The sequence below is a fragment of the Mesorhizobium sp. MC2-1-1 genome, from assembly GCF_057597255.1.
On record NZ_CP195205.1, the window covers coordinates 1,599,199 to 1,624,335 of the forward strand.

General features: G+C 62.6%; 26 protein-coding genes and 1 pseudogene. 23 read left to right on the top strand and 4 right to left on the bottom strand.

Annotation, left to right across the window (positions count from 1 at the left end):
• Positions 1-73: 73 nt before the first annotated feature.
• Positions 74-922 carry an SDR family oxidoreductase gene (locus ACR64R_RS08100; RefSeq protein ID WP_487361131.1) on the bottom strand — a complete coding sequence of 283 codons (849 nt, stop codon included), beginning with the start codon at positions 920-922 and terminating at the stop codon, positions 74-76.
• A gap of 190 nt (positions 923-1,112) precedes the next feature.
• Here ACR64R_RS08100 and ACR64R_RS08105 point away from each other — a divergent pair.
• The 6 genes and pseudogenes from ACR64R_RS08105 (at position 1,113) to ACR64R_RS08130 (ending at position 5,645) form a co-directional block, all read left to right on the top strand.
• Positions 1,113-2,148, top strand: a pseudogene (locus ACR64R_RS08105) (cysteine synthase A).
• Positions 2,148-2,891 carry an alanyl-tRNA editing protein gene (locus tag ACR64R_RS08110; protein WP_487361132.1) on the top strand — a complete coding sequence of 248 codons (744 nt, stop codon included), beginning with the start codon at positions 2,148-2,150 and terminating at the stop codon, positions 2,889-2,891. Before ACR64R_RS08105 ends, ACR64R_RS08110 begins: the two are co-directional and overlap by 1 nt.
• 28 nt (positions 2,892-2,919) lie before the next feature.
• Positions 2,920-3,771 (top strand): 3-mercaptopyruvate sulfurtransferase, encoded by an 852-nt coding sequence (gene sseA, locus ACR64R_RS08115; RefSeq protein WP_487361133.1) that lies wholly within the window; start codon positions 2,920-2,922, stop codon positions 3,769-3,771.
• A complete protein-coding gene (locus ACR64R_RS08120; RefSeq protein ID WP_487361134.1) occupies positions 3,771-4,334 on the top strand; it encodes a GNAT family N-acetyltransferase in 564 nt (187 codons plus the stop codon). The genes sseA and ACR64R_RS08120 overlap by 1 nt, the downstream gene beginning before the upstream one ends.
• Positions 4,335-4,470: 136 nt before the next feature.
• Positions 4,471-5,028: an OmpA family protein gene (locus tag ACR64R_RS08125; protein WP_487361135.1), complete on the top strand. Its 558-nt coding sequence runs from the start codon at positions 4,471-4,473 to the stop codon at positions 5,026-5,028.
• A gap of 149 nt (positions 5,029-5,177) precedes the next feature.
• A complete protein-coding gene (locus ACR64R_RS08130; protein ID WP_487361136.1) occupies positions 5,178-5,645 on the top strand; it encodes a DUF1203 domain-containing protein in 468 nt (155 codons plus the stop codon).
• A 425-nt stretch (positions 5,646-6,070) separates the two neighbouring features.
• Here ACR64R_RS08130 and ald read toward each other — a convergent pair whose 3' ends face one another.
• Positions 6,071-7,186, bottom strand: a complete 1,116-nt coding sequence (ald, locus tag ACR64R_RS08135; protein ID WP_487361137.1) for an alanine dehydrogenase — start codon at positions 7,184-7,186, stop codon at positions 6,071-6,073.
• Positions 7,187-7,389: 203 nt separating this feature from the next.
• Between ald and ACR64R_RS08140 the strand changes: the two genes are divergently transcribed.
• The gene (locus ACR64R_RS08140; RefSeq protein ID WP_371012060.1) at positions 7,390-7,863 is read left to right on the top strand and encodes an Lrp/AsnC family transcriptional regulator; all 474 of its coding nucleotides are present in this window, start codon (positions 7,390-7,392) and stop codon (positions 7,861-7,863) included.
• Between the two features lie 41 nt (positions 7,864-7,904).
• Positions 7,905-8,255, top strand: a complete 351-nt coding sequence (locus ACR64R_RS08145) for a hypothetical protein (RefSeq protein ID WP_487361138.1) — start codon at positions 7,905-7,907, stop codon at positions 8,253-8,255.
• Here ACR64R_RS08145 and ACR64R_RS08150 read toward each other — a convergent pair.
• Positions 8,252-8,908: a 5-formyltetrahydrofolate cyclo-ligase gene (locus tag ACR64R_RS08150; RefSeq protein ID WP_487361139.1), complete on the bottom strand. Its 657-nt coding sequence runs from the start codon at positions 8,906-8,908 to the stop codon at positions 8,252-8,254. The genes ACR64R_RS08145 and ACR64R_RS08150 overlap by 4 nt on opposite strands.
• A gap of 171 nt (positions 8,909-9,079) precedes the next feature.
• Here ACR64R_RS08150 and ACR64R_RS08155 point away from each other — a divergent pair, with 171 nt between their 5' ends.
• Together ACR64R_RS08155 and ACR64R_RS08160 are read left to right on the top strand one after the other, a co-directional pair.
• Positions 9,080-10,345 (top strand): NAD(P)/FAD-dependent oxidoreductase, encoded by a 1,266-nt coding sequence (locus tag ACR64R_RS08155; protein ID WP_487361140.1) that lies wholly within the window; start codon positions 9,080-9,082, stop codon positions 10,343-10,345.
• 141 nt (positions 10,346-10,486) lie between these two features.
• Positions 10,487-12,475: a bifunctional 2',3'-cyclic-nucleotide 2'-phosphodiesterase/3'-nucleotidase gene (locus ACR64R_RS08160; protein ID WP_487361141.1), complete on the top strand. Its 1,989-nt coding sequence runs from the start codon at positions 10,487-10,489 to the stop codon at positions 12,473-12,475.
• A gap of 30 nt (positions 12,476-12,505) precedes the next feature.
• Here ACR64R_RS08160 and ACR64R_RS08165 read toward each other — a convergent pair whose 3' ends face one another.
• Entirely contained in the window at positions 12,506-12,943 is a 438-nt protein-coding gene (locus tag ACR64R_RS08165; protein ID WP_487361142.1) for a VOC family protein, read from the bottom strand.
• 135 nt (positions 12,944-13,078) lie between these two features.
• Here ACR64R_RS08165 and ACR64R_RS08170 point away from each other — a divergent pair, with 135 nt between their 5' ends.
• The 13 genes from ACR64R_RS08170 (at position 13,079) to lpdA (ending at position 24,983) form a co-directional block, all read left to right on the top strand.
• A complete protein-coding gene (locus tag ACR64R_RS08170) occupies positions 13,079-13,207 on the top strand; it encodes a hypothetical protein (RefSeq protein ID WP_487361143.1) in 129 nt (42 codons plus the stop codon).
• A gap of 104 nt (positions 13,208-13,311) precedes the next feature.
• Complete coding sequence (locus tag ACR64R_RS08175) at positions 13,312-13,602, top strand: Dabb family protein (protein ID WP_487361144.1); 291 nt, start codon at positions 13,312-13,314, stop codon at positions 13,600-13,602.
• 280 nt (positions 13,603-13,882) lie between these two features.
• Complete coding sequence (locus ACR64R_RS08180) at positions 13,883-14,770, top strand: VOC family protein (protein WP_487361145.1); 888 nt, start codon at positions 13,883-13,885, stop codon at positions 14,768-14,770.
• On the top strand, positions 14,767-15,612 hold the full coding sequence (gene kdsA, locus ACR64R_RS08185; RefSeq protein ID WP_487361146.1) for a 3-deoxy-8-phosphooctulonate synthase: 846 nt from the start codon (positions 14,767-14,769) through the stop codon (positions 15,610-15,612). The genes ACR64R_RS08180 and kdsA overlap by 4 nt, the downstream gene beginning before the upstream one ends.
• A 309-nt stretch (positions 15,613-15,921) precedes the next feature.
• Entirely contained in the window at positions 15,922-16,287 is a 366-nt protein-coding gene (locus ACR64R_RS08190) for a PRC-barrel domain-containing protein (protein WP_487361147.1), read from the top strand.
• A 387-nt stretch (positions 16,288-16,674) separates the two neighbouring features.
• Positions 16,675-17,949 carry a phosphopyruvate hydratase gene (eno, locus tag ACR64R_RS08195; RefSeq protein WP_487361148.1) on the top strand — a complete coding sequence of 425 codons (1,275 nt, stop codon included), beginning with the start codon at positions 16,675-16,677 and terminating at the stop codon, positions 17,947-17,949.
• Between the two features lie 154 nt (positions 17,950-18,103).
• Positions 18,104-18,427, top strand: coding sequence for an FtsB family cell division protein (locus ACR64R_RS08200; protein ID WP_487361149.1), 324 nt, complete (start codon positions 18,104-18,106; stop codon positions 18,425-18,427).
• Between the two features lie 175 nt (positions 18,428-18,602).
• Complete coding sequence (gene pdhA, locus ACR64R_RS08205) at positions 18,603-19,640, top strand: pyruvate dehydrogenase (acetyl-transferring) E1 component subunit alpha (RefSeq protein ID WP_487361150.1); 1,038 nt, start codon at positions 18,603-18,605, stop codon at positions 19,638-19,640.
• Between the two features lie 15 nt (positions 19,641-19,655).
• Positions 19,656-21,056: a pyruvate dehydrogenase complex E1 component subunit beta gene (locus ACR64R_RS08210; protein ID WP_487361151.1), complete on the top strand. Its 1,401-nt coding sequence runs from the start codon at positions 19,656-19,658 to the stop codon at positions 21,054-21,056.
• A gap of 4 nt (positions 21,057-21,060) precedes the next feature.
• A complete protein-coding gene (locus ACR64R_RS08215; RefSeq protein ID WP_487361152.1) occupies positions 21,061-21,354 on the top strand; it encodes a DUF5076 domain-containing protein in 294 nt (97 codons plus the stop codon).
• A gap of 9 nt (positions 21,355-21,363) precedes the next feature.
• On the top strand, positions 21,364-22,743 hold the full coding sequence (locus ACR64R_RS08220) for a pyruvate dehydrogenase complex dihydrolipoamide acetyltransferase (RefSeq protein WP_487361153.1): 1,380 nt from the start codon (positions 21,364-21,366) through the stop codon (positions 22,741-22,743).
• A gap of 122 nt (positions 22,744-22,865) precedes the next feature.
• Positions 22,866-23,504, top strand: coding sequence for an SGNH/GDSL hydrolase family protein (locus ACR64R_RS08225; protein ID WP_487361154.1), 639 nt, complete (start codon positions 22,866-22,868; stop codon positions 23,502-23,504).
• Positions 23,505-23,534: 30 nt separating this feature from the next.
• Entirely contained in the window at positions 23,535-24,983 is a 1,449-nt protein-coding gene (gene lpdA, locus ACR64R_RS08230) for a dihydrolipoyl dehydrogenase (protein ID WP_487361155.1), read from the top strand.
• Positions 24,984-25,137 lie beyond the last annotated feature (154 nt).

Here is a 25,137-nt window from a genome sequence, read left to right on the forward strand (position 1 = left end):
AGCCATGATTCTCAACCTATGGCCGTCCCTGCCGGCAGGCAATCGCTGTTTCGCCGGCTCATCTCGCGCCGGCTTATGTCGCCTTGTCGCGGGAAGGATCCTTTCCGCCCGGTTGCCTTCGGTCAAAGCGCAACGGACGCCCCCACCAGCTTGTGGTGAGGCCGATGACAAAGCGGCCGATCGGCCGCGGCAGCAGGCCAAGCAGTTTCAACGGCCAGCTTATGTGCAACGGGAAGGTGACTTCGAAACCGCCTTTTTTGATGCCGCGCGCCATGCGGCGCGACGCGCGATGCACAGGCATGAGACCCGGCATTGGCAGCTTGTTCTTCTCCGTCAGCGGCGTGTCGACGAAGCCCGGATTGATGACCTGGACGCGGATGTTCATTTTGTCGAAGTCGTATTTCAGCGACTCCGCCAGGATGTTGATCGCTGCCTTGGTGCCGCCATAGGCAGCCGTTGTCGGCCAGCCGGAATAAGCGGTGACCGACCCGACCAGGACGACATGGCCGCGTCCGCGCACGCGCATGTACTCGACAACAGGCACCACGCCGTTGACGATGCCGAAATAGTTCACGGCAAAGGAGCGGTGGAAATCGCGCACCACCAGATTCTCGCCGGGGGTGGCGATGTAGTTGCCGGCATTGAAGACGGCAAGCACGATAGGCCCCATCTGCTCCTCGATCGCGGCGGCCGTGCGCGCCATGCCGTGCTCGTCGGTGACGTCGCAGGGAAAGGACTTCACATGCCCCGACATCTGCGATGTTTCGACAATCAGCGTGTCGGCGGGATCTTCCGGCAGCGAGGTCACCGCGACGGCATAGCCTTGATTGGCGAGGTCCTTGGCCAAGGCGCGGCCAAGCCCGCTGCTGCCGCCCGTGATCCAGGCGACACCGTCCCTCGGATTGGCCCGGTAGAGTGTCATGCGATGTCCTGCGAATGCCAGTGTTTGCTCTAGCGGCGAAAAAATCGAATGAAAAGAGCGGTTTTGCTCCCGACATCGAAATGACCGGGAACATTGCAGCGTCCCGAATGCGACTGGACCAGGCAAAATCTTGCCTTGAAACCGCGCCGTCCGGTTTCTAGGGTCTCGCCGCAGCATAAAGGAATCCCGCATGCCCCGTTCTGTGATCGAAGCGATCGGCAACACGCCCCTGATCCGGCTCAACAAGGCTTCGGAAGCGACCGGCTGTGAGATTCTGGGCAAGGCCGAGTTCATGAATCCGGGGCAATCGGTCAAGGATCGGGCAGGTCTGTTCATCATCCGCGACGCCGAACAGCGCGGACTCCTGCAACCCGGAGGGCTGATCGTCGAGGGCACCGCCGGCAACACCGGCATCGGGTTGACGCTTGTCGCCAAGGCGCTCGGCTACCGCACCGTGATCGTCATCCCCGATACACAGAGCCAGGAAAAGAAGGACACGATCAAGCTGCTCGGCGCCGAACTGATCGAAGTGCCGGCAGTGCCCTACAAGAACCCGAACAACTACGTGAAGCTGTCCGGTCGCCTTGCCGAGCAACTGGCGCGCTCCGAGCCGAACGGCGCGGTCTGGGCCAATCAGTTCGACAATGTCGCCAACCGCGACGGCCATATTCACACCACCGCACAGGAGATTTGGAACCAGACCGGAGGCAAGATCGACGGCTTCGTCTCGGCCGTCGGCTCCGGCGGCACGCTTGCCGGTGTCGCGCTCGGCCTCAAGGACAAGAGCAAGGACGTCAAGGTCGCGCTCGCTGACCCTCTGGGCGCCGCGCTCTACAGTTTCTACACCTCCGGCGAACTGGAGATCCGACGGCAGCTCGATCACAGAAGGTATCGGCCAAGGCCGCATCACCGCCAATCTGGAAGGCTTCAGGCCGGATTTCTCTTACCAGATCCCCGACGAGGAAGCACTGCCGATCATCTTCGACCTGATCCAGGAAGAGGGACTTTGCGTCGGCGGCTCGACCGGCATCAACATCGCCGGCGCAATTCGTCTGGCGCGCGAACTCGGGCCCGGCCATACCATCGTCACCGTGCTTTGCGACTACGGCACGCGCTACCAGTCCAAGCTCTTCAATCCGGAATTCCTGCGCGGCAAGAATCTTCCGGTGCCTGGCTGGATGGAAGAAAAGGCTGACATTTCGGTGCCGTTCGAGAAGGTGGCATGATGGCGCGCAAGACCGAGGCGTTGTTTCGCGACGACGCCTACCAGAAGACGGCGGAGGCGGAGGTCGTCGCCATCAATGATCGTGGCGGCATCCTTCTCGACCGTACAGTCTTTTATGCGACGTCTGGCGGGCAGCCGGGCGATATCGGGATGTTCGAGCGGGCCGACGGCGGCCGCGTCGCTATCGCCGCCACCATCACCGGCGAGACCAAGGACGAGATCATCCACGTGCCCGCGCCGGACCAGGTGCTGCCCGGGATCGGCGAAAGGCTGAGGCTGCTGATCGACTGGGAGCGGCGGCACCTTCTGATGCGCATGCACACCGCCTGCCATCTGCTGACGGTGGTATGCCCGTTCCCGATCACCGGGGCGGCGGTCGCCGAGGACGACAGCCGTGTCGACTTCGATCTCCCCGACACAGGCTTCACCAAGGAGGACGTGACGGCCCGGCTGATGGACCTGGTGCGCGCCGATCACCCGATCTTCACCCGTCTGATCACCGACGAGGAGCTCGCCGCCAATCCCGGCCTGGTCAAGTCGAAGAACGTACGCCCGCCCGTCGGCAGCGGCAAGATTCGCCTGGTCTGCATCGGCGAGAACGGCTCGGTCGACAGCCAGCCCTGCGGTGGAACACATGTGAAGTCGACCGGCGAGGTCGGCGAGATTCATGTCGGCAAGATAGAAAAGAAGGGTCGCGAGAACCGGCGCTTCCGCATCCGCTTCGGGCCGATGCCGGCGAACTGACGCCAAGCTCGAGCTCAGGGAGAAAAGAATGGCGCAGGATAGTCCCTTCATCGTCGACACCGACTGGCTGGAAGAGCGGCTTGGTGAGCCGGGCATCACCATCATCGACGCCTCCTGGTATCTGCCGGCGCAGAAGCGCGATGCCCGCGCGGAGTACGACGCCGCTCATATCCCCGGTGCGCGCTTCCTCGACCAGGATGCCGTTTCCGATCCGGTTTCGAAGCTGCCGCACACATTGGCCTCGCCGCAACACTTCGCGCAATATGTCGGCGCCATGGGCGTTACGGCCGACGACACCATTGTCGTCTATGACGGCCCGGGCCTGTTCTCGGCGCCGCGCGCCTGGTGGATGTTCCGTATCATGGGCGTCTCCCAAGTCTACATCCTGAACGGCGGCATCGACCGCTGGAAGGCGGAGGGGCGACCTGTGACGGCTGAGCCGACCAAGATCGCGCCCTGCGTCTTCCATGCCGATTTCGACGCAGGGCGGGTCGTAGGCCTTGACGAGATGCGCAGGATCGTCGGTGGCCGGGAGAGCCAGATCGTAGACGCGCGCTCGGCCGGCCGCTTCGCCGGAAGCGATCCGGAGCCGCGCGCGGGCGTCCGATCAGGCCATATGCCGGGCGCGCATAATGTCCCGATCACGGCGCTTGCCGATAATGGCGAGCTGCTGCCCAAGGACCGCCTGCGCAAGTTGATCGAAGGGGCCGGCATCGACCTGTCGAAGCCGGTCGTCACGTCCTGCGGTTCGGGCATCACCGCGGCGGCGATCACGCTGGCGCTGGAAACGCTCGGCCATACGGACAACCGGCTCTACGACGGCTCCTGGACAGAATGGGGCGGTCTCAGCGATACGCCGGTGGTTACGGGGAAAGAATGATGGAAAACGGCGCGCCGCAAGCTATCGATGTCACGGTCACGTTTCTGGAGATGCATGCCGCGCCGGCTGTTTCGCCGCCGGTCCCCTACAACCGGCAGATCGCGCTGTTGAAGACGAAAGATATCCCGCTTCATTTCTACCGCTATTTGATAGACCGCGTCGGGCGCAAATGGCACTGGGTCAATGTGCTGAGGATGAGCGACGAGGAGCTTGCCGCCGGTTTGCATCGCGAGGACCGTGACATCCGGGTGCTCTATCTTGACGGCGCTCCCGCCGGTTTCTTCGATCTCAAGCCGCATCTGCCGGACGAAGTGGAACTCGCCTACTTCGGCATGATGGAACATGCGCACGGTCAGGGTATCGGCCGCTGGTTCCTCGGCGCCGCGATCTCGGCAGCCTGGGCACATGGCCCAAAGAGGGTCACCGTGCAGACCTGCACGCTGGATCATCCGGCAGCGCTTCCACTTTACCAGAAGCTCGGCTTCACGCCCGTGGCGCAGAAAAAGGAAGTCGTGCGTCCGCTGACCTTCGCCGAGCGTTCGGCCAGCGTCATGCGAGGCTGAGGCCACTCGGGCGTTCCTGAAAACCAAAAGCGCCGTCCTTGAACGACCTGGGCCTGAACACCTCGTTCATCGCCGCTTCAGACTGTCTTTGCCATGGTCCGGCCGCATTGCGTGACCGAGCTTGTAGGAGAAAGACATGTTGACCCGACGTACATTTGCGGTGGCCATGATCGCGGCGATAGCCATGCCGAGCCTGGCATTCGCCCAGGCGACAACGCCTTCGGCCGCGACCATCGAGCGCCAGCTCGACGCCGCCCCGACGAAGAAGCTGCGTCCCAATGAGCGCGTCACAATTCGCGAGTTCAAGCGACGCCCGGACCTGAGACGGATGGCGCGCTCGATCGATATCCAGTCGATCAATTTCGAGTTCGGTTCGGCCGTCATCGCTCCTTCTCAATACGGCAAGGTCGAAATTATCGCCGATGCGCTTCATCGCATCCTTCGGCGCGACCGCGGCGCCCGCATCCTGATCGAGGGCCATACCGATGCGGTGGGCTCTTTCGAATCAAATCAGTACCTGTCCGAACGCCGCGCCGCCTCCCTGAAGCGGACGCTGGTGAGCGAGTTCGGCGTGCCTCGTTTCGCGTTGGAAACCGTCGGCTACGGCGAGGAATTCCTGCTCGTGCCGACCCAACAGGAGAACTGGCGCAACCGCCGCGTGACGCTGCGCCGCTTCGACGATTTCGTGCGCTAACACTCAGGGCCGGCAACCGACAATCGCGAGCCCGGTTTTGCGAAGGCAACCGGGCTCTTTCATGGGCGCGACGCCAGTCCAGTCAGGAATCGGGTGGGAGATACCATCGCCCAGGCATAATTTCCGGACATCGATACCGGAGATCTACCATGAGCATCCAGTTCAAAGCTTTGCCGACCGAAGCCGTGCGCGCCTTGCAGCGGGGAGGGCTCGATGCCTATGGACGAGCCCCCGAGCACCAGATCTCCGATGGCGACGGCGTACCCTGCAGGCACTGCATGAAGAATATTGCCGCGGGCGAAGGCTACCTGATCGTGGCTTACCGGCCGTTCCCGCAACTGCAGCCTTATGCCGAAACCGGCCCGATCTTCCTGCACGCCAAGGAATGCGAACGCGCCGCCGATGGGGATGCGCTGCCGGAGATGCTCGAAAGCAGCGACTACATCGTAAGGGGCTATGGCGAGGATGATCGCATCGTCTATGGCAGCGGCGCCGTCACGCCGACCGCCCAGATTGCCGCCCGGGCGCGCACGCTGTTTGCCCGCGACGACATCGCCTACATCCACGTCCGCTCGGCGCGGAACAACTGCTATCAATGCCGCATCGAGCGGGCGTGACCAAAAAGAAGCCCGCCGATGGTCGGGCGGGCTGTTGGAGGGTCTGACAGAAGCTGTCGGCGAGCGCTGCCGGGTCGGACTTCTCCGACCCGGTAACAGCTCAGGCCGCCAGTAACGGTAGGTCTCTAGGCGTCCTACGCGCGCAGCGAATGTGAAGCATTTCACACACGGACGCATAATGGCCCGGTCGATGGGAAACAGGCCACTCAAGACTGTCGTATTCCCGTCGTACTATTGCGCTAAACAGCAATAGCTGATGATTTGTCGACCGCGGATGGACCGGCGGCGGATCGCAGCAATCGAGGAAGCGGGGCTTTTTGCTCCGCTTTTTTGTTGCCCGGGCTACTCGGCTGAGCCAGTCATCTGCGCAACAAAAAGCCCGCCGGAATGACCGGCGGGCGACTGGATCAGATTTTGCGATTCGGTCAGGCGGCAAGCACCGCCTTCGGCTCGACCATTTCGTAGCCGAGCGCCTCGGCGACGGCGCGGTTGGTAATCTTGCCCTTGTGGACATTGAGGCCGTTGCGCAGGTGATGGTCGTCGACCAGCGCCTTGAGGCCCTTGTCGGCGAGCTGCAGGCCATAGTGCAGCGTCGCGTTGTTGAGCGCGTGCGCGGACGTGACCGGCACGGCGCCGGGCATGTTGGCGACGCAATAGTGGATCACGCCGTCGACCTCATAGGTCGGGTCGGCATGGGTCGTGGCATGCGAGGTCTCGAAGCAGCCGCCCTGGTCGATGGCGACGTCCACCAGCACCGAGCCCTTCTTCATGCCGGACAACATTTCGCGGGTCACCAGCTTGGGCGCGGCGGCGCCCGGGATCAGCACGGCGCCGATGACGACGTCGGCCGAGAAGCATTCCTCTTCCAGCGCTTCGACGGTCGAATAACGCGTATGGACACGGCCGCCGAAAATGTCGTCGAGCTGGCGAAGGCGAGGGATCGAGCGGTCGATGATGGTGACGTCGGCGCCGAGGCCGGCTGCCATCTTGGCCGCATGCAGGCCGACGACGCCGCCGCCGAGCACGGTGACCTTGCCGGGCAGCACGCCGGGCACGCCGCCAAGCAGCACGCCGCGACCGCCATTGGCCTTCTGCAGCGCGGTGGCGCCGGCCTGGATCGACAGGCGTCCGGCGACTTCCGACATCGGCGCGAGCAACGGCAGGCCGCCCCGGTCGTCGGTCACCGTCTCATAGGCGACAGCGGTGACACCCGAGCCAAGAAGACCCTTGGTCTGCTCCGGATCCGGAGCCAGGTGAAGATAGGTGTAGAGTATCTGGCCGTCACGCAGCTGAACCCATTCGTTGGGCTGCGGCTCCTTGACTTTGACGATCATGTCCGACTTGGCGAACACGTCGGCCGCCGTCTTGGCGATGACAGCGCCGGCGGCGCGATAGGCATTGTCATCGGCACCGATGCCGGCGCCCGCGCCGGTCTCGACCAGAACTTCGTGGCCATGCGCGACATATTCGCGGACCGAGCCGGGCGTCAGGCCGACGCGATATTCGTGGTTCTTGATTTCCTTTGGGCAGCCGACACGCATCTTTGTTCTCCTGTCCGCGCCCCTTGAGCGGGCGCTCTCCCTGTCACTGGTGCGCGCCACCAGCCCCAGAATACGGAGGCGACACGCATAAATGCAGTCAACCACGAATCGTTGCGTAGGTGTTTGCGAATGCTCTTGCGATATGAGGCATTCGTCGCTAATCGTTGCGCAAAATTGCCGTCAATTCGCAGGAATCACTAAAAATGCCGCTCGACAGGATTGATATCGCCATTCTGGAAACCTTGCAGAAGGACGGTCGGATACCCAACGCGGCGCTCGCCGAAAAGGTGGGCCTGTCGCAGTCGGCCTGTTCGCGCAGGCTGGACAATCTGGAAAAAGCCGGGACCATCCGCGGCTATCACGCCAGGCTGTCCAACGCCGCCCTTGGCCACCAGATGACGGCGATCGTGCACATATCGTTGTCGGGCCAGTTCGAGAAGACGTTGTCGGATTTCGAGGCGGCGATCAAGCGCTGCCCGAACGTGCTTTCCTGCCATTTGATGTCGGGCGAATACGATTACATCCTGCGCATCGCGGCGAAGGACCTCGTCGACTATGAGCGCATCCACAAGGAATGGCTGTCGGCCATGCCGCATGTGACGAAGATCAACTCGTCCTTCGCGCTGCGCGAGATCGTCGACCGCACGGCGGTCGGGCTGCGGCCGGAGATGGCCTAGGGCCTGGACTCCCGCAACCAGAAGGAGGCGTAGGCTGCTATATGATCGAAAGAACAACCATGGCCGAGTCACTGCCGGCAACCGCCGTTGTCCGCGTTTCGCGTGCCAGCTACGACCCCAGCCGGTTCGCGGAGGTCGATGCCGCGAGCAAGAAGACCTCGCAGTATATAATCCCGGCAATCAGACGGCTGCCCGGGCTCCTTCATTTTTATGCGGGCGTCTCGCCCAAGGGTTCGATCGTGCAAGTCAGTGTCTGGGACAGCGAAAAGCACGCGGCGCAGCTCGACACGCTGAAGGAGATGGTCGTCGACGGCCGAAGGGACATGGAGGCGGTCGGCGTGACCTTCACCCCAATTTTCAACTATCCGATCGACTGGACCTGGACCGTTTAGGCGGTGTTCGCCTCCGTCACCACGGTCGTCATTGGAATGTCGTGCGGCTGCGGGTAGATGGTCGGGATGCGCTGCAATTCGTAGCCGACGCCGATGACCAGCGGCCGGAACGGCATGGCGGCCAGCGTGCGGTCGAAGAAGCCGCCGCCATAGCCCAGCCGATACTTGGCTGGATCGATGCCGACGATCGGCGAAATCACGATGTCGGGCAGCACCGGATCGCCCTCGGCCGGGATCGGGATGTTCCAGACGCCCTTTTCAAGCCGGTCGCCCGGTCTGACGGCGCGAAACACCAGCGGCCGTCCTTTCTCGATGACGACCGGCAGCGCGGTTCGGCCACCTCGCTCGTTGATCGAGGCCATCCAGCCGCGCAAATCCGGTTCGCCGCGAAACGGCCAGTAGAGGCTGACCATCCGGCCGGCGATGTCTCCGATCAGCGTGTCGAGGCCTTCCGCGATGCGTGCCGACATTGCGGCCCGCGCATCGGCTGAGACGGCAAGGCGGGCGTTGATGAGCCGCTCACGCTCGGCCTTGCGCCAACGTCTGACGTCCGTCCAGTCGGAGAGAGGCTCCCGGTATTCAGGGTCGAGTTCATGCATGAAGCAGGGCGGCGAGGCGTATTGCGCCGGCTCGTCATCGTGGTCGTCAGCCATGCTTGGCTCCCGTCGTTTGTTTCACGATATACTCGCGCTTGCATGATCGCCTGCGCATTCGCGACGCCGCGCGACGACTCCCGGGCACGGTCATCACCTCGCGCATTATTGTTGCGACGCACAAAAATACTTACATCATAGGCAGCAATTGCACTTGGCAAGCTGGATGAGATGAGCGAAGCCGAACACAAGGTCGTTGTCGTCGGAGCCGGATTCGGTGGCCTCGAACTCACCCGTGCACTGGAAGGTGCCGCGGTGCGCATCACCATGATCGACAAGCGCAACCATCATCTTTTCCAGCCACTGCTTTACCAGGTTGCGACCACATCGCTTGCAACCTCAGAGGTTGCCTGGCCGATCCGTCATTTGCTGCGGAGGCGCAAGGATGTGACGACACTTCTCGGCAATGTCACGGGCGTCGACCGCGCGGGCAAGCGGGTGCTGCTCGAAGACGGCGGATCGATCCCATACGACACGCTGGTGCTCGCCACCGGCGCGCGCCATGCCTATTTCGGCCATGACGAATGGGAACCCTTCGCGCCTGGGCTGAAAACGCTTGAGGATGCTACGACGATACGGCGACGCATCCTGCTCGCCTTCGAGCAGGCGGAGCGTGAAGTCGACCCGGCCAGGCGCCAGGCGCTGCTGACGCTCGTCATTGTCGGCGGCGGCCCCACAGGCGTCGAGCTTGCTGGCACCATAGTCGAACTCGCGCATGACACGCTGCGCGGCGAATTCCGCAATATCGATACGCGGCAGGCGCGCGTCGTGCTGATCGAGGCCGGCGACCGGATCCTGGGCAATTTCGCGCCGGAGCTTTCCGCCTATGCACGCAAGGCGCTGGAGCGGCTCGGCGTAGCGGTCGAACTCGGGCGCGCCGTAACGCGGCTGGATGGCGAGGGCGTTGTCTTTGGCGACAGGCAATTGCCGGCAAGGACCATCATCTGGGCCGCTGGCGTCGCGGCTTCGCCGGCGGCCGAGTGGCTGGGGGCACCGGCCGATCGGGTGGGCAGGGTGCTGGTCGAGCCCGATCTCACGGCGCCGGGCAATCCCGACATCTTCGTCATCGGCGACACCGCGCATCTCTTGCGTCCAGACGGTAAGCCGGTGCCGGGCGTGGCGCCGGCGGCCAAGCAGGAAGGAAAGCATGTCGCCGCGACGATCAAGGCGCGGCTTGCCGGCGATACGACGCCGCGACCGTTCCGCTACCGGCACGACGGCGACCTGGCGACAATCGGCAAGCGCGCCGCCGCGATCGATTTCGGCTGGATCAAGCTCACCGGCTGGCTCGCCTGGTGGCTCTGGGGCATAGCGCATATCTACTTCCTGATCGATTTCCGCAACCGCCTGGCGGTCTCGCTTAGCTGGCTATGGATCTATTTTACGGGTCAGCGCGGCGCGCGATTGATCACGCAAGGCAGCGACGACAAGAACTGATTTCCTCGAGGCCGTCTGCTTCATCGGCGCGTCACCTTGTCGTGATCGAAAGGCTTCCGGCGCACATGGACTCAAAGCGACTTCAGCGCCATGCTTCCTGGGTAGGGCAGGGGCCATCGCGTTGTCGAAGAGGAGAAGAAGATGTCGCGACCGCCTGTCTTGCGTCCAGAGCTCTCCCGCCGCGAATTCCTGGCCGGCGTCGCTGCTGGCGGCGCGCTGATCATGCTGCATCCGTTCTCAGCCCGCGCCGCGGCCAATCAGGCGCATCTCAGGATCATGGAGACGACCGACATCCATGTGAACCTGCTGCCTTACGACTACTACGCCGACAAAGCGAACGACACGATGGGTCTGTCACGCACCGCCTCGCTGATCGACGCGGTGCGCAAGGAAGCCACCAACTCGATGCTGATCGACAATGGCGACCTGCTGCAGGGCAGCCCGATGGGCGACTATGTCGCCTACGAGAGAGGCATGAAGGATGGCGACCTGCATCCGGTCATGAAGGGCATGAACCTGCTCGGCTATGAATGCTCGACACTCGGCAACCATGAGTTCAATTACGGCCTGTCCTTCCTCGACAAGGTGCTGGCCGGCGCAAATTTTCCCTTCGTCTGCGCGAACCTGATCCGCGGCACCGCGCTCGCCACCAACCCGCGCGACGACAAGCTCTATCTGCAGCCCTATGTCATCCTCGACAGGAAGATCATGGACGGGTCAGGGGCCGAGCAATCGATCAGGATCGGCGTCATCGGCTTCGTGCCGCCGCAGATCATGGTCTGGGACCTGAAGAACCTCGAAGGCAACGTCCAGACGCGCGACATCGTCGAAGCGGCCAGGGCCTGGGTGCCGCAGATAAGGGAACAAGGCGCCGACATCGTCATCGCGCTGTCGCATTCCGGCATCGACATCAAGCAGGGCGACAGGATGGAGAACGCCTCGTTCTTCGTCGCCGGCATCGAGGGTGTGGACGCCGTCTTCACCGGCCATCAGCATCTGGTCTTTCCCGGTAAGAAGGATTTCCAATCACTCCAAGGCGTCGATACGGAAAAAGGCACGCTGCAAGGCAAGCCGGCGGTGATGGGCGGCTTCTGGGGCTCGCATATGGGCCTGATCGACCTGCTTCTGGAGCGTGACGGCTCGAAATGGCGCGTCGTCTCGGCCACCTCCGAGGCACGGCCGATCTATGAGCGCGTCGACAGCAAGAACAAGGCGACCGTCGGCGACGACAAGCGCATCATCGCGGCACTGGAACAGGATCATGAGGCGACGCTTGCCTATGTTCGCCGCCCGGTCGGCAAGACGTCGGCGCCGCTCTATTCCTATTTCGCGCTGGTTGCGGACGACCCATCCGTGCAGATCGTCAATCAGGCGCAGACTTGGTATCTGAAGGACATCTTGAAGAGCACCAAGTGGAAGGATGTGCCTTTGCTGTCGGCGGCCGCGCCCTTCAAGGCCGGCGGCCGCAACGGCGCCGACTACTACACCGACGTTCCCGCGGGCGACATCGCCATCAAGAACGTCGCCGATCTCTATCTCTATCCGAACACGGTGCGCGCGGTCGAAATCACCGGCGCCGAGGTGAAGGAATGGCTGGAGATGTCCGCCGGTATCTTCAACCACATCGAGCTCGGGAAAGCGGATCAGCCACTCATCAACACGGACTTCCCGTCCTATAATTTCGACGTGATCGACGGCGTCACCTACAGGATCGATGTGTCGCAGCCACCGAGATACGATGCCAAGGGCGGTGTCGCGAATGCTGGCTCCAGCCGTATCCTCGACCTGGAATTCGAAGGAAAACCGATTGATCCATCAGCGAAATTCGTGGTCGCCACCAACAACTACCGCGCCGGCGGCGGCGGAAATTTTCCCGGCATCAACGCCTCCAAGATCATCTACGAGGCGCCCGACACCAATCGCGACGTGATCGTGCGCTACGTCGTCAGCGAAGGCACGATCAATCCTTCCGCCGACGGCAACTGGTCGTTCGCGCCGATGTCCGGAACCAGCGTCGTGTTCGAGACCGGTCCGAAGGCGAAGGACTTCATCGATCAAGTGAAGTCCCTGAAAATCGAGCTCGTGGGCGAGGGCGAGGCGGGATTTGCCAGATACCGCATCACACTTTGAGGCCGCGGCGGGACCATCTGTGATGCGCGCTCACCCGAGTTCCTGGGCGAGTCCGATGAGAAGCCCCTCAGGTCCGCGGATGTAGCAGAGCCGATACACGTCCTTATACTGGACTACCTCGCCGACGAGCTGCGCGCCGCGCTCGCTGAGCCTTCCAAGCGTATCGTCGATATCGTCCACGGCGAACATGACACGGAGGTAGCCCAGAGCATTCACTGGGGCATTGCGGTGATCCGCGACGACGGGCGGCATGAGGAATCGGGAGAGCTCGAGCCGGCCGTGGCCGTCCGGCATACGCATCATGGCGATCTCGACGCGCTGATCGCCCAACCCAGTGACGCGCCCGGCCCATTCTCCCTCGATCGTTGCCTGCCCTTCGAGCTCGAGCCCGAGCTCGCGAAAGAAATCAATCGCCCCTTCGAGGTCATCGACGACGACCCCTACATTGTCCATCCGTTTAAGCGCCATCCGCCCAATCTAGAACGTTCCGTCTGGCCTGCAACCCGTTTGCGCCAAATCGGGCGGCGGGAAACTTTACGACGCAAGTAACAATTGCTGCCTTGGCGCACTGGTTCCGGCCGTGCACATGGGATAGTTTTGGCCATGCGTTATGTGATCGTCATCGTCGCCATCACCTTCTTTCTGATCTGGGACGGCCTCTACAACCATGGCCACTATCTCGATGTGACCGTGCGGGAAGTATCGCGCATCGTGCGCTACGTCACCGGATAAAGCTCCCGCCGATTTTCGCATCGCTGGCGCGACATCGCTGCGGGTTGACGCCCCCGAATTGTTCCCACAAAAACGCCGCGGAAATGACGATCAGGGAGACTGGCTTGATCCGGCACATCGTTTTCTTCAGTGTGCGGCGCAAGGAGGATGTCGAGGCTGTGCGCTCGGGCCTGCTGGCGCTGGGCACGATTCCACATTCGAGGCATTTCGAGGTGACGCTCAACACCAAGGTCGATTTATTCTCCAACGCGATCGATGTGGTCGTCTACGCCGAGTTCGAGGATGAGGCAGCCCTGGCCGCCTACAAGGCCCATCCGATTTATTCGGATACGACCAACAAGGTGAAGCCGCTGCGCGAGCTACGCTATTCGGCGGATGTCGTGGCCGCGGCCTGAGCCGCCCCAGCATTGATTCCGCCTGACCAGGCCTCGCTCGAGTTCGCGCCCTTGCCTGCGCCCGTCGAAATACCCGGCAAGTATGCCCGAAGCCGCCGGTAGATCGCGCGCGGCGCCAGGCCATTCCGGGCAGCCGACGAGATCATCGCGCCCTCAATCCATCGCGGCGCAATTTGGAGCTGCCGCGCGGGGGACGGACGGGCCGCGGCCCGCGCGCGGCGTCGCCCGACAATGCCGACGCTCTTGAACCGTCGGCCGGAATGGGGCACACCGCGCCGTCATGATCGACAAATCAGCTCATCCGCTCGACCATCTCGTGCTGCCGGCGCGGAGCCTCGATGCCGTGCGATCGCGTCTGGCCTCGCTCGGCTTTGTCGTGGCGCCGACAGGCGTTCATCCTTTCGGCACGCAGAACGCCTGCGTCTTTTTCGCCGACGGCACTTATCTGGAGCCGCTGGCGGTCGGGGATGAACAGGCGACGGATCAGGCGATTGCGGACGGCAACGTGTTCATAGCGCGTGACCGGCTTTATCGTCAGCGCTTGGGCGATGATGGTTTTTCAGCCGTCGTGCTTGGAACCGGCAATGCCGACGCCGACCAAGCCCGCTTTGTTGAAGCAGGGTTTTCGGCGGGCGACATGTTGAGTTTCTCACGCGTGTTTACCGATACGAACGGGAGGAGCGATACGGCGTCGTTCAAGCTCGCTTTTGCGGCCGGCAAGGAGGCGTCCGACGCCTTCCTCTTCGCCTGCGAGCGCGTCAACCCGCCCAGGATCGATCGCACTGCACTGCAGGCACATGCTAATGGCGTGACCGGCATCGTCGAAGTGGTTGCGGTCAGCGAAGTGCCTTCCGCGCAGATCGGACTGATCTCCATCGCGACCGGCGCGATTGCCACCGGGTTGGGGGCGGGCAACGACGCGGTGCGGCTGCCGAACGCAATGCTGAGCGTCGTCACGCCTGAAACCTACCTGCGGCGCTTCGGCGTGGCCTCCAAGCCGTCGTCGCAATTGCGGTTTGAGGCGATTGTTTTCTCAGTCCGCGACAAAGCTCCAGTCGCACGCGCGCTTGCGGCCGGCGCTGTCGAACACAACATGAGCGGCGATGATATCGTCGTTGCGCCGGCGCCCGGGCAGGGTGCCGCCTTCATCTTCCGGGAGATCCCATGAGCAAGCCCCTGGCGCCTAATTCATCGGTAACTGTCGGCAAGGTCGTCTTCGCCAACAACGCGCCGCTGTCGCTGATCGCCGGTCCGTGCCAGCTCGAATCGCGCCAGCACGCTTTCGACATGGCTGGCGCGCTGAAGGAACTAACGGAGCGTCTTGGCATCGGCCTGGTTTACAAGACCAGCTATGACAAGGCCAACCGCACCTCGCTGTCGGCGACGCGCGGCGCCGGCCTCGACGCCGCGATGCCGATTTTTGACGATCTGCGCAAGGAATTCGGGCTTCCGGTGCTGACCGACGTTCACACCGAGGAACAATGCGCTGTTGTCGCGCCGCATGTCGATGTCCTGCAGATTCCGGCCTTCCTGTCGCGCCAGACCGACATGCTCGTCGCCGCGGCCAGGACCGGCAAGGTCATCAACGTCAAGAAGGGCCAGTTCCTCGCGCCTTGGGACATGAAGAACGTCGTCGCCAAGATCACCGGTTCCGGCAATGCGAACGTGCTCGCCACCGAGCGCGGCGTTTCCTTTGGTTACAACACGCTGGTCTCGGATATGCGCGCGCTGCCGATCATGGCCGAGATGGGCGCTCCGGTGATCTTCGACGCTACCCATTCCGTGCAGCAGCCGGGCGGGCAGGGTGGCTCGTCGGGCGGCGAGCGGCGCTTTGTCGAAACACTGGCGCGCGCGGCCGTTGCAGTCGGCGTGGCCGGTGTGTTCATCGAAACCCATCAGGACCCCGACAATTCGACGTCGTCGGATGGCCCCAACATGGTTCCTCTCAAGCACATGCCGGCATTGCTGGAGAAGCTGATGGCCTTCGACCGGATCGCCAAGGGGCACTGATCCGGCGGCCCACCCCAGCCTGCGCCGCCTTGGATGCATTGAGCCGACGCTACCGGCGTCGCCGCAATCACGCCATCGTCCGAGAAAAGCTTTCAGGATGCGATGGAGAAGGGCGACTCGCGCGCCGAAAGACCTGAAGAACCTAGAGGGCGCTCGGATCCAGGACCAGAAGAGTGCACGGCAAAATCGCTCCCTACCGAGTCGACATGAGAGTGACGCTCATTCTTGCCGACAACTGAACAGTAAGCCGGAACTTTCGTCCCAGCCCCTCATTGTGAACGTATCGCAACGACAAAGAGGAGCACCACCATGACCACACCGTCCGGGCACACTGAAGCCATTGCCGCGTCGCGCGTCATCGGCACATCGGTCTACAACACCGAAGGCAGCAGTATAGGCAGCATCGAGGATGTCATGCTGGACAAGATGTCGAACGGCATCATGTTCGCCGTTATCGGCTTCGGCGGCTTCCTCGGCATGGGAGAGAAGTACCACGCCATCCCTTGGGCGGCCCTCGATTATGATGAGGACAAAGGCGGCTACGTTGTGCCCTTCACCAAGGAGCAACTCAAGGCTGCGCCGGCCTATTCGATCAAAGAATTGACTGGCGCCGACGGCGAAGCCGCTCGCGACGCTTCATTCCAGTATTACGATGTTAAGCCGTATTGGCATTGACCGCTTGATCGACCCGCTGAAAGCGCAAGGCCCCGGCGAGAACCGGGGCCTTGCGCGCTTTTAACTACCGAGCCGTTGCGGAGGTCGATATTTCCACCGAGCTCTGCTGGGATTTCCGATCGTCGCATGACGTCAGGAACGCCGCCGCGATCAGGAACAAACTCACGATACCGCTCAACTGGGACATGGCGAAACTCCTCCTGTTTCGCCCCGCGCGAACGTGAACATAGATGAGAAGGCCGCGCGACGTGCATGACTTATGATGACAGAAATTTGCGCTTCGTGAGTCCGGCCTGCGGCAATAATTGCTGCCCCGCCGATTGCCTTTTGCCCCGCTTTGGCTAAGACGGGCGCGACGTTTCAATCGATCAATCGGGGACATCGCACATGACCGCCATCATCGACATCGTCGGGCGTGAGATCCTGGACAGCCGTGGCAATCCGACCGTCGAGGTCGATGTGGTGCTGGAGGACGGCTCAATGGGCCGCGCGGCGGTGCCGTCGGGCGCATCGACCGGCGCACATGAGGCCGTCGAACTGCGTGACGGCGGGCCGCGCTATCTAGGCAAGGGCGTCCAGCGCGCAGTCGAGGCGGTGAACGGCGAGCTGTTCGAGGCGATCGGGGGCATGGAGGCCGAGAACCAGATCCATATCGATCGGACGATGATCGAGCTCGACGGCACGCCGAACAAGAGCCGCCTCGGCGCCAACGCCATCCTCGGCGTGTCGCTCGCTGTCGCCAAGGCCGCGGCTGAAGCCGCGGGCCTGCCGCTTTACCGTTATGTCGGCGGCGCCAACGCGCATGTGCTGCCGGTGCCGATGATGAACATTATCAACGGCGGCGCGCATGCCGACAACCCGATCGACTTTCAGGAGTTCATGATCCTGCCCGTCGGCGCTCCCACGTTGCGCGACGGCGTGCGCTGGGGGTCGGAGATCTTCCATACGCTAAGGAAAAAGCTCAAGGATGCCGGCCATAATACCAACGTCGGCGACGAGGGCGGCTTCGCCCCCAACCTGAAGAGCGCGCCGTCGGCTCTCGACTTCATCATGGAATCGATCGAGAAGGCCGGCTTCAAGCCGGGCGAGGACGTGGCGCTAGGGCTCGACTGCGCCGCGACCGAGTTCTTCAAGGACGGCAACTATGTCTATGAGGGCGAAAGGAAGACGCGTGACCCGAAGGCGCAGGCCAGATACCTCGCCAAGCTCGCTTCCGACTATCCGATCATCACCATCGAGGACGGCCTTGCCGAGGACGACTGGGAAGGCTGGAAATATCTGACCGACCTGATCGGCAAGAAGGCCCAGCTCGTGGGCGACGACCTGTTCGTCACCAACACGGCGCGGTTGCGCGATGGCATCCGCATGGGCATCGCCAATTCGATCCTGGTCAAGGTCAACCAGATCGGCTCTCTGACCGAGACGCTCGACGCTGTCGAGACCGCGCACAAGGCCGGCTACACCGCCGTCATGTCGCACCGCTCGGGCGAGACCGAGGATTCGACCATTGCCGACCTCGCCGTCGCCACCAATTGCGGTCAGATCAAGACCGGCTCACTGTCGCGCTCCGATCGCATGGCCAAATACAACCAGCTCATCCGTATCGAGGAGGAGCTCGGCAAGCAGGCGCGCTACGCCGGCAAGTCGGTGGTCAAAGGCTGATAAAGTCCATTCGGACAATCGGAAAAGGGCGGGCGTTCCCGCCCTTTTTGATTTCCGGCGGTCCCGGACCCGTCGCCCGTAACCGTCCATTAAGCACAATCGGGCGAAATAGGACTCATGGCCGCTTGCGTTCGCGGCCGCGAGGGTTCGGTTCATGTGGACACGTCAGCACAAGCAGAGAAACACCGGCAGGCTGATCATCCCCTCGCTGTGCGTGCTCTTCCTGTCCTATTTCGGCTTCCACGCCTATCACGGCGAATTTGGCATCTACTCCAAATACCGGCTTGAAGCCCAAAAGGTCGAGTTGCAGGCCCAGCTCGATGCCGTGAAGGCGCGCCGGATCGACTTCGAGCGCCGCGTGCAGCTGATGCACGAAGGCACACTGGAGAAGGATATGCTTGACGAGCAGGCCCGAAAGGCGCTCAATTTGTCCCAGCCTGACGAAATCACCATTATGTTGCCCGCCTCGACGAAATAACCGAAATTCGGTTAATCGTCGTTATTCGCAATGATTCTAATCGCTTAGATGCATGCCAGCCATGCATTTTTCGGCATGGCGCAATGCATGCTTGCGTGTTAGCTTCCTGCAAATCGGTGGGGAGGCGATCGATCTCCCTGAATGTCCGCGAAGAGACGCCAGCAGGGAGTGACGCATGGCCACCGCCGCCAAAAAAGCGCCCGCCAAATCCAGATCCGACAAACAGCCCAATCTGTCAGCACCCAAGCCCGCTGATTTCACAAAGGAAGAAGAGCTTTCCGCCTACCGGCACATGCTCTTGATCCGCCGCTTCGAGGAGAAGGCAGGCCAGCTTTACGGCATGGGCTTCATCGGCGGCTTCTGCCACCTCTATATCGGCCAGGAGGCCGTCGTCACCGGCATGAAGATGGCGCTGGTCGAGGGCGACCAGATGATCACCGCCTATCGCGACCACGGCCACATGCTGGCGATGGACCTGTCGCCGCGCGGCGTCATGGCCGAACTCACGGGCCGCCGCGGAGGCCTGTCGAAGGGCAAGGGCGGCTCCATGCACATGTTCTCCAAGGAGAAGCATTTCTACGGCGGCCACGGCATCGTCGGCGCTCAGGTGTCGCTCGGCACCGGTCTCGCCTTCGCCAACCGCTACCGCGAAAACAAGAACGTTTCGCTGACCTATTTCGGCGACGGCGCCGCAAACCAGGGCCAAGTCTACGAGAGCTTCAACATGGCCTCGCTGTGGAAGCTGCCGGTGATCTACGTCATCGAGAACAATCGCTACGCCATGGGAACGTCCGTGTCGCGTTCGTCGGCCGAGACCGACTTCTCGCATCGCGGCGCATCCTTCAAGATTCCGGGCATCCAGGTTGATGGCATGGACGTCCGCGCCGTGAAGTCGGCCGCCGATCTCGCCACCGAATGGTGCCGCGCCGGCAACGGGCCGCTGATCCTGGAGATGCAGACCTACCGCTATCGCGGCCACTCGATGTCCGATCCGGCGAAGTATCGCTCCAAGGAGGAAGTGCAGAAGATGCGCTCCGAGCATGACCCGATCGAGCAGGTTCGGGTGCGGTTGCTCGACAAGAAGTGGGCAAGCGAGGACGAGCTCAAGGCCATCGACAAGGAAGTCCGCGACATCGTCGCCGACGCCGCCGAATTCGCCCAGAACGACGCCGAGCCGGATCCGTCCGAGCTCTGGACCGACATCGTACTCTAAGGAGAGGGCAAGGACATGCCGATCGAAATTCTCATGCCCGCGCTCTCGCCGACGATGGAAGAGGGCAATCTGTCGAAATGGCTGAAGAACGAAGGCGACAAGATCGTCGCCGGCGATGTCATCGCCGAGATCGAGACCGACAAGGCGACAATGGAAGTCGAAGCCGTCGACGAAGGCATACTGGGCAAGATCCTGGTCGCCGCCGGGTCAGAAGGTGTTAAGGTCAACACGCCAATCGCCGTGCTGCTGCAGGAAGGCGAAAGTGCTTCCGATGTCGGCAAGGCGGCTGCGCCTACCAAGGCGGAAGCCCCGGCAAAGGCCGAGGCGCCGGCTGCTGCTGACCAGTCCGCAGCCGCCCCCAAGCCCGCTCCGGTCGCCGCTGCTCCGAAGATCGAAATTGCCGCCGACCCGGATATTCCCGCTGGCACCGAGATGGTTTCCACCACGGTGCGCGAAGCGCTCCGCGACGCCATGGCCGAGGAAATGCGCCGCGATGGCGATGTCTTCGTGATGGGCGAGGAAGTCGCAGAGTACCAGGGCGCCTACAAGATCACTCAAGGGTTGCTGCAGGAGTTCGGACCCCGGCGCGTGGTCGACACGCCCATCACCGAGCACGGCTTCGCGGGCGTCGGCGTCGGCGCTGCCATGGCCGGGCTGAAGCCCATCGTCGAATTCATGACCTTCAATTTCGCCATGCAGGCGATCGACCAGATCATCAACTCGGCCGCCAAGACGCTCTATATGTCCGGTGGCCAGATGGGCGCGCCGATCGTCTTCCGTGGCCCCAACGGCGCGGCCGCCCGCGTCGCCGCCCAGCACTCGCAATGCTATGCCGCCTGGTATAGCCACATCCCGGGCCTGAAGGTGGTGATGCCTTACACGGCCGCCGACGCCAAGGGCCTGCTCAAGGCGGCGATCCGCGATCCGAACCCGGTCATCTTTCTCGAGAACGAAATACTCTACGGCCATTCCTTCGACGTGCCGAAGCTCGATGATTTTGTGCTGCCGATCGGCAAGGCGCGTATCCACAAGCAGGGCAAGGATGTCACCATCGTCTCCTTCGGCATCGGCATGACTTATGCGGTCAAGGCCGAGGCGGAGTTGCGCGGCATGGGCATCGATGCCGAGATCATCGATTTGAGGACGATCCGCCCGCTCGACTTCGACACCATCATCGCCTCGGTCAGGAAGACCAACCGCCTCGTGGTGGTCGAGGAGGGCTTCCCGCAGAACTCGGTCGGAGACCATATCGCCAATCAGGTCTCGCAGCGCGCATTCGATTTTCTCGACGCGCCGGTCATCACCATTGCTGGCAAGGACGTTCCGATGCCTTACGCGGCGAACCTCGAGAAGCTGGCGTTGCCCAATGTTGGTGAAGTCGTCGAAGCGGTCAAAGCTGTGACGTACCGGGGGTAACAAGATGGTTCGCGAACTCGAGGTTCCCGCGTTAGTCGTTGAGAATCGCGAGTTCGTTGAAATACTCCGCATCTGGATTGGTGCGGACGCGGTCGTCACGATGCAAGACGTCTTCGGTCCAAACGCTCACAACTGGGGCATGGTGCTCGCTGATGTCGGTATGCACATAGCCAAGATGAGACTGGAGAACGATGGCATCCCTGAAATCGAGACGCTTCAGGCATTGGAAGACGGCTACCGTGGCAGAATGTCGGAGCAATTCAATATCCAGCACCGTTCGCTGACCGGGCGGAACTGAGGAGGAAAAATGCCAATCAACATCACCATGCCGGCGCTTTCTCCGACCATGGAAGAGGGCAACCTGTCAAAATGGCTGGTCAAGGAAGGCGATAAGGTTTCGCCCGGTGACGTGATCGCCGAGATCGAGACCGACAAGGCGACGATGGAAGTCGAAGCCGTCGACGAAGGCACCGTCGCCAAGCTGGTGGTTCCGGCCGGCACCGAAGGCGTCAAGGTCAACGCGCTGATCGCCATCCTGGCCGGGGAGGGCGAGGATGCCGGCGCCGTGGCCAAGAGCGGTGGCAGCGCCGGGCCCAAAGCTGAAGCTCCGAAAGCGGACGCCCCGAAGGCCGAGGCGCCCAAGGAAGCACCCAAGCCGGCACCGGCCGCCGCGGCGCCCACGCCGACGAAGGTCGAGGCCGCTCCTGCCCCCAACGGCCACGCCTCTGGCGATCGCGTCTTCGCATCGCCTCTGGCCCGCCGCATCGCCAAGGATGCCGGCGTCGACGTCACGGCGCTGACTGGGTCTGGCCCGCACGGCCGCATTGTGAAGGTCGACGTCGAGGCAGCGATCTCCTCTGGCGGCGCCAAGGCCGCGCCGGCGGCAAAGGCGCCCGCTGGCGCTCCATCCGCCGCTCCTGCGCCCGCACCCAAGCCTATGTCGGATGACCAGGTGCTGAAGCTGTTCGCTGAGGGCTCCTACGAGTTGGTGCCGCATGACAACATGCGCAAGACCATCGCGCGGCGCCTCGTCGAGGCGAAGTCCACCATCCCGCATTTCTATCTGACGCTCGATTGCGAGCTCGATGCGCTGCTTGCGCTTCGCACGCAGCTCAATGCCGCAGCCCCAATGAGGAAGACCGACAAGGGCGAGGCGCCTGCCTACAAGCTCTCGGTCAACGACATGGTGATCAAGGCGATGGCGATGGCGCTGATGGCGGTGCCCGATGCGAACGCGTCGTGGACCGAGAGCGCCATGGTCAGGCACAAGCATGCCGATGTCGGTGTCGCCGTGTCGATCCCCGGCGGTCTGATCACGCCGATCATCCGCCATGCCGATGAAAAGACGCTGTCGGTCATCTCCAACGAGATGAAGGACCTTGCCAGCCGCGCCAGGAGCCGCAAGCTGAAACCGGAAGAGTATCAGGGCGGCACGACGGCGGTGTCCAATCTGGGCATGTTCGGCATCAAGGACTTTGCCGCCGTGATCAACCCGCCGCATGCGACGATCCTGGCGGTCGGCGCGGGCGAGGAGCGGGCGGTGGTGAAGAAGGGCGAGATCAAGATTGCGACAGTGATGTCGGTGACGCTCTCGACCGATCACCGAGCCGTCGACGGCGCGCTCGGCGCAGAACTGCTGGGCGCCTTCAAGCGCATGATCGAAAACCCGATGAGCATGCTGGTGTAGGAAGGAAAGAAGCGGTGTGGAACGTCTTCACCAGCCTTTCGCCGTCTTTTCTTCCGGCGGCGAATCCCGCACTGGCGGCTTTAAGCGTTCGATGACGATATTTGGCAGGGGGTGGCAAAAGCATGAAGACAATTCTCTGCTATGGCGACTCCCTGACCTGGGGCTATGACGCCGCAAGCCTCGGCCGACATGCGCTGGAGAACCGCTGGCCGAGCGTGCTTCAGGCTGAGCTCGGTGACGATGTCGAGGTCATCGCCGAAGGTCTCAATGGCCGCACCACGGCCTTCGACGATCATCTGGCTGGCGCCGATCGCAACGGCGCCCGCGTCCTGCCGACGATCCTGACCAGCCATGCCCCCATCGACCTGATCATCATCATGCTCGGCGCCAACGACATGAAGCCGTGGATCCATGGCAATCCGGTCGCCGCAAAGCAGGGGATGCAGCGCCTGATCGATATCGTGCGCGGCCATGACTATCCGTTCGACTGGGATGCGCCGCAGATCCTGATCGTCGCTCCACCGGTGGTCACGCGCACCGACAATGCCGAATTCAAGGAAATGTTCGCTGGCGGCGATGACGCCTCGAAGCGTCTGGCGCCGCAATATTCCGCGCTCGCCGACGAGGCAGGTTGCGGTTTCTTCGACGCCGGCAGCGTCGCCACAACGACGCCCCTCGACGGCGTCCATCTCGATGCCGAGAACACGCGAAGTATCGGGAAGGCGCTGGCGCCGCTCGTGCGCGTGATGCTCTCACTCTAACTAACCCTCAGAAAGATCAGGGAGAAACCCGTGGCTGAATCCTACGACGTCATCATCATCGGCTCAGGCCCCGGCGGGTATGTCACGGCGGTGCGCTCCGCCCAGCTCGGCTTCAAGACCGCGATCGTCGAGCGCGAGCATCTGGGCGGCATCTGCCTGAACTGGGGCTGCATACCGACCAAAGCGTTGCTGCGCTCGGCCGAGATCATGCATTATTCGGACCATCTCAAGGACTACGGCCTGAAGCTGGAAGGCGGCAAGGTCAGCCCCGACACGGCCGCTGTGGTCGACCGCTCCCGAAAAGTGTCGCTGAGGCTCAACACCGGCGTCGGCTTCCTGATGAAGAAGAACAAGGTCGATGTCATCTGGGGCGAAGCGAAGCTCTCGAAGCCCGGCGAGGTTGTGGTTTCAAAAACGACCAAGAAAGCGATGGAACCTCAGCCGCCGGTGCCGAAAGGCGTCAAGGGCGAGGGCACCTACACCGCCAAGCACATCATCCTGGCGACCGGCGCCAGGCCGCGCGCGCTGCCCGGCATCGAGCCGGACGGCAAGCTGATCTGGACATATTTCGAGGCGATGGTGCCGAAGGAAATGCCGAAGTCGCTGCTGGTGATGGGCTCTGGCGCCATCGGCATCGAATTCGCCTCCTTCTACCGCACTATGGGCGCCGACGTAACGGTGGTCGAGCTGATGCCGGCGGTCATGCCTGTCGAGGATGCCGAGGTCTCGAAATTCGCGCAGAAGCAGTTCGAGAAACAGGGCATGAAGATCATCCTCGAAGCCAAGGTAACCAAGGTCGAAAAGGGCGCCAATTCGGTCACCGCGCATGTCGAGATGAAGGACGGCAAGGTCGAGAAGATCACCGCCGACCGCATGATCTCGGCCGTCGGCGTGCAGGGCAACATCGAAAATCTCGGCCTGGAGGCGCTTGGCGTGAAGACCGATCGCGGCTGCGTGGTCGTCGACGGCTATGGCAAGACCAATGTGCCGGGCATCTACGCCATCGGCGACGTTGCCGGCCCGCCGATGCTCGCCCACAAGGCCGAGCATGAAGGCGTTGTCTGCATCGAGAAGATCGCCAATTTCCCCGGCGTGCACGCGATCGACAAGCTGAAGATCCCCGGCTGCACCTATTGCAGCCCGCAGGTCGCCTCCGTCGGCCTGACGGAAGCCAAGGCCAAGGCCGAAGGCAAGGACATACGCGTTGGCCGCTTCCCGTTCAGCGCCAACGGCAAGGCGATCGCGCTCGGCGAGGATCAGGGCTTCGTCAAGACGATCTTCGACAAGAAGACCGGGCAGCTCCTCGGTGCCCACATGGTCGGCGCCGAGGTGACCGAGCTCATCCAGGGCTTTGTCGTGGCGATGAACCTTGAGACCACTGAGGAAGAGCTGATGCACACGATCTTCCCGCATCCGACGCTGTCGGAGATGATGAAGGAGAGCGTGCTCGACGCCTATGGCCGCGCTTTGAACGCATGAGAAGTCACTAATCGGTGTTAGATCGCCAGTCGGTGATAGACGGCCAATCCGTGCTAAATTGGTCGGGCGAGACTCACACGCGGCAGCCGGAGAAAGCTGACGGCAATGCAGTTCGTATCCGGATGCATTTTCACCTGATCGAGGAGGAATTGGC

What these genes read in the sequence shown, in the direction of transcription:
- ACR64R_RS08100 (WP_487361131.1), bottom strand. Translation starts at nt 922, where the DNA reads ATGACACTCTACCGGGCCAATCCGAGGGACGGTGTCGCCTGGATCACG.
- ACR64R_RS08110 (WP_487361132.1), top strand. Translation starts at nt 2,148, where the DNA reads ATGGCGCGCAAGACCGAGGCGTTGTTTCGCGACGACGCCTACCAGAAG.
- sseA (WP_487361133.1), top strand. Translation starts at nt 2,920, where the DNA reads ATGGCGCAGGATAGTCCCTTCATCGTCGACACCGACTGGCTGGAAGAG.
- ACR64R_RS08120 (WP_487361134.1), top strand. Translation starts at nt 3,771, where the DNA reads ATGGAAAACGGCGCGCCGCAAGCTATCGATGTCACGGTCACGTTTCTG.
- ACR64R_RS08125 (WP_487361135.1), top strand. Translation starts at nt 4,471, where the DNA reads ATGTTGACCCGACGTACATTTGCGGTGGCCATGATCGCGGCGATAGCC.
- ACR64R_RS08130 (WP_487361136.1), top strand. Translation starts at nt 5,178, where the DNA reads ATGAGCATCCAGTTCAAAGCTTTGCCGACCGAAGCCGTGCGCGCCTTG.
- ald (WP_487361137.1), bottom strand. Translation starts at nt 7,186, where the DNA reads ATGCGTGTCGGCTGCCCAAAGGAAATCAAGAACCACGAATATCGCGTC.
- ACR64R_RS08140 (WP_371012060.1), top strand. Translation starts at nt 7,390, where the DNA reads ATGCCGCTCGACAGGATTGATATCGCCATTCTGGAAACCTTGCAGAAG.
- ACR64R_RS08145 (WP_487361138.1), top strand. Translation starts at nt 7,905, where the DNA reads ATGATCGAAAGAACAACCATGGCCGAGTCACTGCCGGCAACCGCCGTT.
- ACR64R_RS08150 (WP_487361139.1), bottom strand. Translation starts at nt 8,908, where the DNA reads ATGGCTGACGACCACGATGACGAGCCGGCGCAATACGCCTCGCCGCCC.
- ACR64R_RS08155 (WP_487361140.1), top strand. Translation starts at nt 9,080, where the DNA reads ATGAGCGAAGCCGAACACAAGGTCGTTGTCGTCGGAGCCGGATTCGGT.
- ACR64R_RS08160 (WP_487361141.1), top strand. Translation starts at nt 10,487, where the DNA reads ATGTCGCGACCGCCTGTCTTGCGTCCAGAGCTCTCCCGCCGCGAATTC.
- ACR64R_RS08165 (WP_487361142.1), bottom strand. Translation starts at nt 12,943, where the DNA reads ATGGCGCTTAAACGGATGGACAATGTAGGGGTCGTCGTCGATGACCTC.
- ACR64R_RS08170 (WP_487361143.1), top strand. Translation starts at nt 13,079, where the DNA reads ATGCGTTATGTGATCGTCATCGTCGCCATCACCTTCTTTCTGATCTGG.
- ACR64R_RS08180 (WP_487361145.1), top strand. Translation starts at nt 13,883, where the DNA reads ATGATCGACAAATCAGCTCATCCGCTCGACCATCTCGTGCTGCCGGCG.
- kdsA (WP_487361146.1), top strand. Translation starts at nt 14,767, where the DNA reads ATGAGCAAGCCCCTGGCGCCTAATTCATCGGTAACTGTCGGCAAGGTC.
- ACR64R_RS08190 (WP_487361147.1), top strand. Translation starts at nt 15,922, where the DNA reads ATGACCACACCGTCCGGGCACACTGAAGCCATTGCCGCGTCGCGCGTC.
- eno (WP_487361148.1), top strand. Translation starts at nt 16,675, where the DNA reads ATGACCGCCATCATCGACATCGTCGGGCGTGAGATCCTGGACAGCCGT.
- ACR64R_RS08200 (WP_487361149.1), top strand. Translation starts at nt 18,104, where the DNA reads ATGTGGACACGTCAGCACAAGCAGAGAAACACCGGCAGGCTGATCATC.
- pdhA (WP_487361150.1), top strand. Translation starts at nt 18,603, where the DNA reads ATGGCCACCGCCGCCAAAAAAGCGCCCGCCAAATCCAGATCCGACAAA.
- ACR64R_RS08210 (WP_487361151.1), top strand. Translation starts at nt 19,656, where the DNA reads ATGCCGATCGAAATTCTCATGCCCGCGCTCTCGCCGACGATGGAAGAG.
- ACR64R_RS08215 (WP_487361152.1), top strand. Translation starts at nt 21,061, where the DNA reads ATGGTTCGCGAACTCGAGGTTCCCGCGTTAGTCGTTGAGAATCGCGAG.
- ACR64R_RS08220 (WP_487361153.1), top strand. Translation starts at nt 21,364, where the DNA reads ATGCCAATCAACATCACCATGCCGGCGCTTTCTCCGACCATGGAAGAG.
- ACR64R_RS08225 (WP_487361154.1), top strand. Translation starts at nt 22,866, where the DNA reads ATGAAGACAATTCTCTGCTATGGCGACTCCCTGACCTGGGGCTATGAC.